Source organism: Nioella sp. (assembly GCF_964229645.1).
GTDB lineage: Bacteria > Pseudomonadota > Alphaproteobacteria > Rhodobacterales > Rhodobacteraceae > Nioella.
Map to the genome: position 1 here is coordinate 1 of NZ_CAXREX010000088.1, position 8,065 is coordinate 8,065.

9 protein-coding genes and 1 pseudogene are annotated in these 8,065 nt (G+C 68.7%); 3 read left to right on the forward strand and 7 right to left on the reverse strand.

Features of this window, described 5'->3' with window-relative positions:
* Nucleotides 1-375 (forward strand): annotated as a pseudogene (locus ACEQXV_RS05980) (RNA pseudouridine synthase); the annotation flags it as partial.
* Between the two features lie 12 nt (nucleotides 376-387).
* Here the strand turns inward: ACEQXV_RS05980 and ACEQXV_RS05985 are convergent.
* From ACEQXV_RS05985 to ftsY, 4 genes are read right to left on the reverse strand one after another with little or no spacing between them, the layout of a single operon-like run.
* On the reverse strand, nucleotides 388-765 hold the full coding sequence (locus tag ACEQXV_RS05985; RefSeq protein WP_370268304.1) for a GFA family protein: 378 nt from the start codon (nucleotides 763-765) through the stop codon (nucleotides 388-390).
* 18 nt (nucleotides 766-783) lie between these two features.
* Complete coding sequence (locus tag ACEQXV_RS05990; RefSeq protein ID WP_370255308.1) at nucleotides 784-1,386, reverse strand: inner membrane-spanning protein YciB; 603 nt, start codon at nucleotides 1,384-1,386, stop codon at nucleotides 784-786.
* Nucleotides 1,387-1,400: 14 nt separating this feature from the next.
* Nucleotides 1,401-2,303 (reverse strand): EamA family transporter, encoded by a 903-nt coding sequence (locus ACEQXV_RS05995; RefSeq protein WP_370255309.1) that lies wholly within the window; start codon nucleotides 2,301-2,303, stop codon nucleotides 1,401-1,403.
* A 37-nt stretch (nucleotides 2,304-2,340) separates the two neighbouring features.
* Nucleotides 2,341-3,498, reverse strand: a complete 1,158-nt coding sequence (gene ftsY, locus ACEQXV_RS06000) for a signal recognition particle-docking protein FtsY (protein WP_370268305.1) — start codon at nucleotides 3,496-3,498, stop codon at nucleotides 2,341-2,343.
* Between the two features lie 112 nt (nucleotides 3,499-3,610).
* Here ftsY and ACEQXV_RS06005 point away from each other — a divergent pair, with 112 nt between their 5' ends.
* Nucleotides 3,611-3,838 (forward strand): YdeI/OmpD-associated family protein, encoded by a 228-nt coding sequence (locus ACEQXV_RS06005; protein ID WP_372525337.1) that lies wholly within the window; start codon nucleotides 3,611-3,613, stop codon nucleotides 3,836-3,838.
* Here the strand turns inward: ACEQXV_RS06005 and ACEQXV_RS06010 are convergent.
* Nucleotides 3,835-4,485: a lysoplasmalogenase gene (locus tag ACEQXV_RS06010; protein WP_370268308.1), complete on the reverse strand. Its 651-nt coding sequence runs from the start codon at nucleotides 4,483-4,485 to the stop codon at nucleotides 3,835-3,837. The two genes, ACEQXV_RS06005 and ACEQXV_RS06010, sit on opposite strands and share 4 nt — an antisense overlap.
* A 128-nt stretch (nucleotides 4,486-4,613) precedes the next feature.
* Between ACEQXV_RS06010 and ACEQXV_RS06015 the strand changes: the two genes are divergently transcribed.
* On the forward strand, nucleotides 4,614-5,636 hold the full coding sequence (locus ACEQXV_RS06015) for an alkane 1-monooxygenase (RefSeq protein ID WP_370268309.1): 1,023 nt from the start codon (nucleotides 4,614-4,616) through the stop codon (nucleotides 5,634-5,636).
* Nucleotides 5,637-5,765: 129 nt separating this feature from the next.
* On the opposite strand, the gene xseA is transcribed toward ACEQXV_RS06015, so the two are convergent.
* Both xseA and ACEQXV_RS06025 read right to left on the reverse strand, forming a co-directional pair.
* Nucleotides 5,766-7,316, reverse strand: a complete 1,551-nt coding sequence (gene xseA / locus ACEQXV_RS06020) for an exodeoxyribonuclease VII large subunit (RefSeq protein ID WP_370268310.1) — start codon at nucleotides 7,314-7,316, stop codon at nucleotides 5,766-5,768.
* A gap of 37 nt (nucleotides 7,317-7,353) precedes the next feature.
* Nucleotides 7,354-7,959: a hypothetical protein gene (locus tag ACEQXV_RS06025; RefSeq protein ID WP_370268311.1), complete on the reverse strand. Its 606-nt coding sequence runs from the start codon at nucleotides 7,957-7,959 to the stop codon at nucleotides 7,354-7,356.
* Nucleotides 7,960-8,065 lie beyond the last annotated feature (106 nt).

The following is an 8,065-nucleotide window of genomic DNA, read 5'->3' on the forward strand; positions in this document are numbered from 1 at the left end:
CTGCGCAAGGGCGTGACCATCGAGGGCGAACGCTTTCAGCCCATGGACGTGACGCTCGACCGGCAGCAAGGCGCCAATGCCTGGCTCACAGTGGGGCTGCGCGAGGGCAAGAACCGCGAGATTCGCCGCGCCATGGGGGAAGTCGGACTGGACGTGAACCGGCTGATCCGGGTCAGCTACGGGCCGTTCCGGCTGAACCAGCTCAAGCCCGGCGAGGTGGAAGAGGTGAAGCCCAAGGTGCTGCGCGACCAGCTCGGGCTGGAGCTGCCCGAGGGACATGCGCAGGCCAAGGCGAAACCGGCTCGCCCCGGTGCGAAGCCGCCCCGCAAGGCCCCCAGCAAGGGCAAACCCGCAGGCCCACGGCGCAAGGGCTGACGCCCCTTTCGCCTACGGGTCTCGCCGGTCCCGGGGGAAGCTTTGGCCGACGGGAAACTCCGGCAGCCAGCCTTCGCGGCGCAGGGTCCAGCATTCGTAATCTGGCCGGAAGGCATCGGGCGTGTCGAGCGCGCCGAGATGCACCTCCCGCTCCTCTCCGCTGTCGGCAAAGACCGATGATCCGCAGGTGGGGCAGAAATGCCGCCCCCTGAAGCTTGCGGTTTCGCCGGTGACGGTCACTGCATCCCTTGGGAAAATTGCCGCCGCGTAGAAGAGCGCGCCGTGATGCTTGCGGCAATCGAGACAGTGGCAGATGCCCACGCGCAGGGGCGTGCCTTCTGCCCTGATCCGGACCTTGCCGCAGAGGCATCCGCCGGTGATCTGATCCATCCTGGCCTCCCGGGCGGGTCAGCCCTCGTCCTTTTCCACCATGTAGCGCTCGAAGAGCTTGGCCTGGAACATGAAGACGACGAAGAGGAATCCGGGCAGCACGAAGGTTTCGAACGTCACCCAGAATTCCGTGCTTTGCGAGCGCCAGACGATCTCGTTGGCCAGCGCCATCGCTGCGAAGGCGGCGACCAGCCTCTTGGTCAGGATCATCCAGCCCTCTTTTTCCATGGGCATCATCTCGCCCATCACGAATTGCAGCCAGCTTTCGCCGCGCAGAAGACCAATGCCCAGAACCACGGCAAAGAAGGTGTAGACGATCGAGGTCTTCATCTTGAAAAAGGCCTCGTTGTCGAACCAGACGGTGAGCCCGCCGAAGACAACAACCAGAACGGCGGTGAAGATCTGCATGCGGGAGAGCTTGCCCGTCAGCCGCCACAGCGCGGCGATCGAGGCCAGCAGAAGCGGGATGAAGCCCGCCGTCGCGACGATGAAGCCCGAATAGTCGTGCCCCGCGATGGTAAAGCTTGCGTCCTTGATCCACAGGTAGACCACGAAGAACAGGATGGGCGGCCCAAGCTCCAGCGCGCTTTTCACGTAGGGGTTGATCTTGCGTTCTTCCATCTCGCGCGCCTCGTTTATCCGCCCATCTCAACTATCACCGCACCAGCCGCGATCAACCCCATAAGCGCCAACCGCCGGGGGCCGACACGTTCGCCCAGCATCAGCCAGCCGATGAGCGCGGCAAAGACGGTGGAGGTTTCGCGCAGCACGGCGGCCTCGCCCACCTGATCAAGCCGCGTGGCCAGCATGATCGAGCCGAAACTGGCCAGGGCAACGATACCGCCTATGAAGCCGCGCAGGGCCAGGGGGCCGAAAGCGGGCGGGTTAGCCATGCGCCGCCAGGCATACCAGGCCACGGGCGGCATGGTCAGCCCGTCGAGGAAGAAGAACCAGGCCAGGAAGGTGAAGGGGTCGTTCGCCGCGCGGATGCCGTAGGCGTCGTAGGTGGTATAGGCCGCAACGAAAAGCCCTGTCAGCACCGCCAGCCACAGCGCGGGCACCAGTGTTTCGCGGTCCACGGTGATGGTGCGCAGGTTGTAGAAAGCAAGTCCATAGATGCCCGACAGCAGGGTGATCACGCCGATCCACTGCACAAGCGTGAAGTGCTCTCCGAAGAAGATCGAGGCCCCGATCACGGTAAAGAGCGGCCCGGTGCCGCGCATGACGGGATAGACAACCGTGTAGGCCCCGCGCTGGTAGCTGGCCACTTGCGCGCCCTTGTAGCCCAGGTGGATCAGCATCATCACCGCGAAGATGGGCCACATATGCGGCGCGGGCCAGGGCACGACAAAAAGCGCAAAGGGCGCGGCCATCAGCCCATAGCTCGCGTCGATGATGCCGCGCGACAGAAGCGGCGAATGCCGCCCCTTCTGCAGCGCGCCGAAGATCGCGTGCAGGATCGCTGCCAGCAGCGCCAGCCCGGTGGCCAGAAGCGCCCCCGCCTCAGTGCCTTCGAGCGATATGATCCAGTCGCTCATGCAGCTCTGCCCTCGGGCGGCGACGGGCGCGCGGGCTTCACTCGGCCCCCGTCAGCGCCTTGGCGAAATCTTCCGGGTCGAAGGGCGCGAGGTCGTCGATCTGCTCGCCCACGCCGATGGCATGGATGGGCAGCCCGAAACGATCGGCCAGCGCCACCAGCACGCCGCCCTTGGCGGTGCCGTCGAGCTTGGTCATCACCAGGCCCGAGACATCGGCCATCTTCTGGAAGGTTTCCACCTGGGACAGTGCGTTCTGCCCCGTCGTGGCATCGAGCACCAGAAGCGTGTTGTGCGGCGCGTCGGGGTCCTTCTTGCGGATCACGCGCACGATCTTGGCCAGTTCCTCCATCAGGTCGGAACGGTTTTGCAGGCGGCCCGCCGTGTCGATCATCAGCAGGTCGGCCCCGTCGGCCTCGGCCCGGGTCATCGCATCGAAGGCCAGTGCGGCAGGGTCCGAGCCTTCGGGCGCGGTCAGCACCGGCACCCCGGCCCGATCGCCCCAGACCTGGAGCTGTTCGACGGCCGCGGCCCGGAACGTGTCGCCTGCGGCGATGACCACGCTCTTGCCCGCCGCCTTGAACTGGCTGGCGAGCTTGCCGATGGTGGTGGTCTTGCCCGATCCATTCACGCCCACCACCAGGACAACCTGCGGCTTGCGGGGGTACAGCGGCATGGGCTTGGCCACGGGCTCCATGATCCGGGTGATTTCCTGCGCAAGAAGCGCCTTGATGTCGGCCGCCGTCATCAGCTTGCCGAAGCGCCCCTCGGCCATGTTGGCCGTGACGCGCAAGGCGGTTTCCACGCCCATGTCGGCAGTGATCAGCAGCTCTTCCAGCTCTTCGAGCATGTCATCGTCGAGTGCCCGGCGCGGGGCGCTGCCGCGACCCATGAGCCGGCCCAGAAGGCCAGGCTTGGAAGCGGGTGCGGCTGCGGGCGCGGGGTCTGAAACGGGCGCGGTCGCGGGCTCAGGCGCGGCGGCGGGGGCAGGCGCCTGCTGCGCAGGCGGATCCTCGGGTTGCGGCGTGGGGATCGCCTCCGGAACGGAGGCCCCCCGATCCACCGCGGTATCGTCAACCGCAGTCTCGTCGACCGCGGCTTCCTCAACGGCACCATCCTCGATGATCGCATCGAGCCCCTCGTCCAGTTTCGACGAGGACTTGAACATCCGGTCCTTGAGCTTCTTGAAGAACGACATGGGCGGCCCCTTGGGAAACGATGCGTTCCTACCACCTAATACGCGCGCGCCCGGGATGGAAGCCGCCTGTCGACGGGCGGGGTGCGATTGGCCTATCCTGCGGGTCATGCGATTGACCCGTCCGATCCAGCCGATGCCCGAGGATATCGCCCGCCGCCTCGACGCCGCGCACCTGCGCGGCGCCTACGAGGCGCGCCCGCCCTACCAGCGCAACGACTACCTGGGCTGGATCGCACGGGCCAAGCGGCCCGAGACCCGCGACAAGCGCATCGCCCAGATGCTGGAGGAACTGGCCGCAGGCGACCGCTACATGAAGATGGCCTGGCGCCAGCGCCCCTAGGCCAGGGCAATCCCGGCAAGGATCATCCCCTGCCCGAGCCAGTAGAGCGGCCAGACCGCGTGGCTGGCCCGCTCAGCCGCCGGGCTGCCCGCCTCCATCCGGAAGAGCTCAACCGACAGCACCAGGTCCGAGACCACGAAGAACACCGCCCCCAGGATTGCCAGCGCCTGCGCGCCCGGCAGGTGCAGCGCCGCCAGCCCCATCGCGGTGATGATCGCCACATAGGCCGCGACCGGGCGGCTCAGCCCCCCGGTATGGGGGATCAGCCAGACGGGCGTCGACAGGGCCATGAGAACAAGCGCCCCGACCCCGATCCAGCGCAGCGGCGAGAGCGCGAAAGGCTCCAGCGCCCCCTCCACCCCCAGGAAAACCACCGCGTAGGCCAGGTGCGCCAGGGCGAAACTCGCCAGCCCCAGTTGAAACATCGCCTCGCCCCGGCGCGACAGGGCGAAATCGCCAAGCGCCCCCAGGGCCAGCCCAAGCGCCAGCAACCACGGGGCCTGCGCCAGCAGCGCGGCCAGCGCGAAGAGCGTCACGGGCAGCGTCTTGAGTGCAGAGCGCAGCGCGCTTTGGGGCGCCCCGACCCATGCCTGGTAGACCACCGCAAGGCCTGCCCCCGCTGCCGCGACCCAGATCGCTCCTGTCATGTCCGACCCTCCCGTCAACCCGATCTTCACCCAATCCGATCAGGATCGGCGCGGCAAGAGGCGCATTGCCTTCCCGCCACTGCCTGCCGCAAGGTTCACAGAGGTAAACAGTTGATCGAGGCCCCGACATGACCATCTGGCGCTACGCGCTTACCACCCTGCCCCCGCTGGTCCTGCTTCTGGCCGGGGCGATCTGGGGCGGGTGGTGGGCAGCCCTTGCGCTGGCCTGGCTCACGCTTCTGTCGGCGGGTCTGGATCACGTTCTGAGCCCCCCGCGCAGAGGCGCGCACCATTCCCCGCTCGCCGATCCTCTGTCGGTTCTCCTGGCGCTCGGGCACCTGGCCCTTCTGGCGCTTGCAACGCGTGCCTTCGGGCAGGAGGCCCGAACCCTGGGTGAGCAGGTCACGCTGCTTCTGGCGGCGGGCTCCTTCCTTGGGCAGGTGAGCCACCCCAACGCGCATGAACTCATCCACCGCGCCCCGCGTGCCCTGCGCCGCCTTGGGGGCCTGGTCTATGCCTCGATGCTCTTTGGCCACCATGTATCGGCGCATCGGCTGGTCCACCACGTCCACGTGGGCACGCCCGAAGACCCCAACACCCCGCGCCCCGGTGAAAGCTTCTGGGCCTTTCTGCCCCGTGCTTGGATCGGGTCCTTCCGGGCGGGCCTTGTGGCAGAGCGTCGCCGCGATACCCGCCGCCGGGGGCTCAACCCCTACGCCTGGTATCTCGCGGGGGGCGCGCTGTGGCTTGTGCTCGCGGTCATCCTGGGGGGATGGGCCGGGCTGGCGGGGGCGCTTTGCCTCTCGGCGCTCGCTCACATGCAGATCCTGCTGTCGGATTACATCCAGCACTACGGGCTTGCGCGGCAGCGGCTGCCCGACGGACGGTGGGAACCGGTCGCAACCTGGCACAGCTGGAACGCGCCACGCGGGTTCAGTTCCTTTCTCATGGTGAATGCTCCGGCCCATTCCGACCACCACATGCACCCCGATACGCCCTATGACGTGCTGGACTGCCCGGGCGATGCACCGGTGCTGCCCTGGTCCATGCCTGTAATGGCTGTGCTCGCCACCATGCCACGCCGCTGGCGCCGGGTGATGGACAGGCGCGCGGCCCGGGTCATGGCAGAGCGTGGCAGATCACCCGCCTGACGACCGGCTCTTCCGTCCCGCTCTTACATTCCCCTGCCCCGTGGCACCGCGGCCCGACGCAGCCCCCGCGCAGGCGGGGCAAGGAGGGCCGCCACCCGGGCGATGCCGAAGGCAGCGCAATCCCCCCCATCAGAACAGGCTCCCCTGCCCCGGTTCATCGCGCCCGCCGCCACGCTTGGGCCGCGCCGGGCCTGTTTCGGCCAGAACGCCCAGCTTCCCGTCCGAAAACTCCACCTCAAGCCGCGCGTGACCCGACGCCGCTTCGCGTGTCGTCACCACCGCCTCGCCCGCGCGCACCACCGCGTAGCCCCGTTTGAGCGTCTCGGTATATCCGAGCGTCTGGCGAAGCCGGTCCAGTGCGCCGAGCCGCTCCCGCCTCTGGGCCACGCCCTGCATGGCCACGCGTTCGAAGCGGGCCGAGAGCTCGTCAAAGCGTTGCCGGTCGCGCTGCGTCCGCTCGGCCAGGCGATCTGGCAGCAGACGCGCCGCCAGCCGGTCGAGCCAGTCGCGGCGCTGCCGCACGCCCGCGCCCAACCGGGCCGGAGAGAGCCCGGCCTCGGCCCGGCCAAGCGCCACCCGGCGGGTGGCGACCCCCCGCTCCAGCGCAGGTGCCAGACGGGCGGCGGCGGCCTCGAACGCCATCCGCCGTTTCTGGGTCAGCGCGCGCAGCGCCGGGTCGAGGCCTGCGCCAAGGAAATCAAGCCTTTGCCGCGCCCCGTCGACCAGCGCCTCGGGCCGGGGCAGCCCACGCGACAGATCGCCCAGCCTTTGCCGGCGAAGCGACACCGCCTGGCCCGCGCCGCGCGTCAGCCGCGCCCCTTGGTCACTGACCCAGTTCAGCAGGTCGAGCCGCACCGGCACCGCCATCTCGGCCGCGGCGGTCGGTGTCGGCGCGCGCCGATCGGAGGCAAAGTCGATCAGGGTCGTGTCGGTCTCGTGCCCCACGGCCGATATGAGCGGAATGGCACTCTCTGCCGCTGCGCGCACCACCGCTTCCTCGTTGAACCCCCACAGGTCTTCCAGAGAGCCACCGCCGCGCGCAACGATGATGAGGTCGGGCCGGGGCAGCCGCCCGGCGGGCAAGGCGTTGAAACCACGGATCGCGGCAGCCACTTCCGGCGCGCATTTCTCGCCCTGCACCGCCACCGGCCAGATCAGCACCTTGCGCGGGAACCGGTCGCGCAGGCGGTGCAGGATATCGCGGATCACCGCGCCAGAGGGCGATGTGACCACGCCGATCACCTCGGGCAGGAAGGGCAAGGCCTGCTTGCGGGCCTCGTCGAAAAGCCCCTCGGCTGCCAGCGCAGCCCGGCGCTTTTCCAGCATCGCCATCAGCGCGCCCATTCCAGCCGGGCGGATATCCTCGATCATGAGCTGGTACTTGGACTGGCCCGGGAAGGTCGTGAGCCGCCCGGTGGCGATCACCTCCATCCCCTCCTCGGGCTGCGTGGCCAGGCGCGCCGCGACGCCCTTCCAGATCACGCTCGCCAGGACGGACCGGTCATCCTTGAGATCAAGGTAGACATGGCCCGAGCGGGGCCGGCTGAGCCGCCCCACCTCCCCGCGCACGCGCACATGCGCGAAACTGCCCTCGATGGTGCGTTTGACCGCCCCCGAGATCTCGGACACCGTGAATTCGGGCGCGTTGCCCGGCGCGTCATCTTCCAGCAAATCACTCATGGGCCAAGATTAGCCGCGCCGCGCGGGCGGGGCCAGATCAATCGCAGCCTCCGCCGCCTTCGCCGCCATCAACCCCGCCATCGCCTGCCGCGATCATGCCCCAGGCCGAGTCGCCATCACCGGAGCCGCCGCCCCGGTCCCGCAGGAACAGGACAAGCGCGGCGATTGCGCCCCCGGCCAGCACGGGGCCGACCGAGGCCGCCGCGAGCGAGCCTGCCGCACCCGCCACCGCGAAGCCGCCCGCCACCGCCAGCTGAACCACCCGGTTCGGATCGGGCCAGTGCTGCGCCGGGGGGCTTTCGCCGAATTCGCGCAAGTATGCCTTTCGCGTGGCCTGCGCGTCGCGCCCGTCGCGGCGGGCAAAGCCCCCGCGCGGCGGGGTCCAGCCGCGCCCCATGACCTGGGTGAATGCCGCGTAGTCCGTGGCATCGGCCCGGTGCAGGTCCCAGACCTGCTCGACAGGTTTCGACGGCACCCGGCGCACCGATTTCACCAGCGCCACGAGATAGGCGAGGCGCCTGTATTCCTGCACGGCGCCAAGCGCCCGGTCGCGCGGCCAGCCCGTGGCCGCCATCAACGCCGCGACAAAGCCCTCCGGCATCGGGTGGGCCTCGATCCGCGCCCATAGCGCCTGGTCCTTCATGATGCGGCATCCCCCCTTCTTGTGCCCGGGGACGGGCTTGGGTATCTGGTCGCAAACCTATCAGGCGGGGGACGCGACGTGAATATTCTGATCCTTGGCAGCGGCG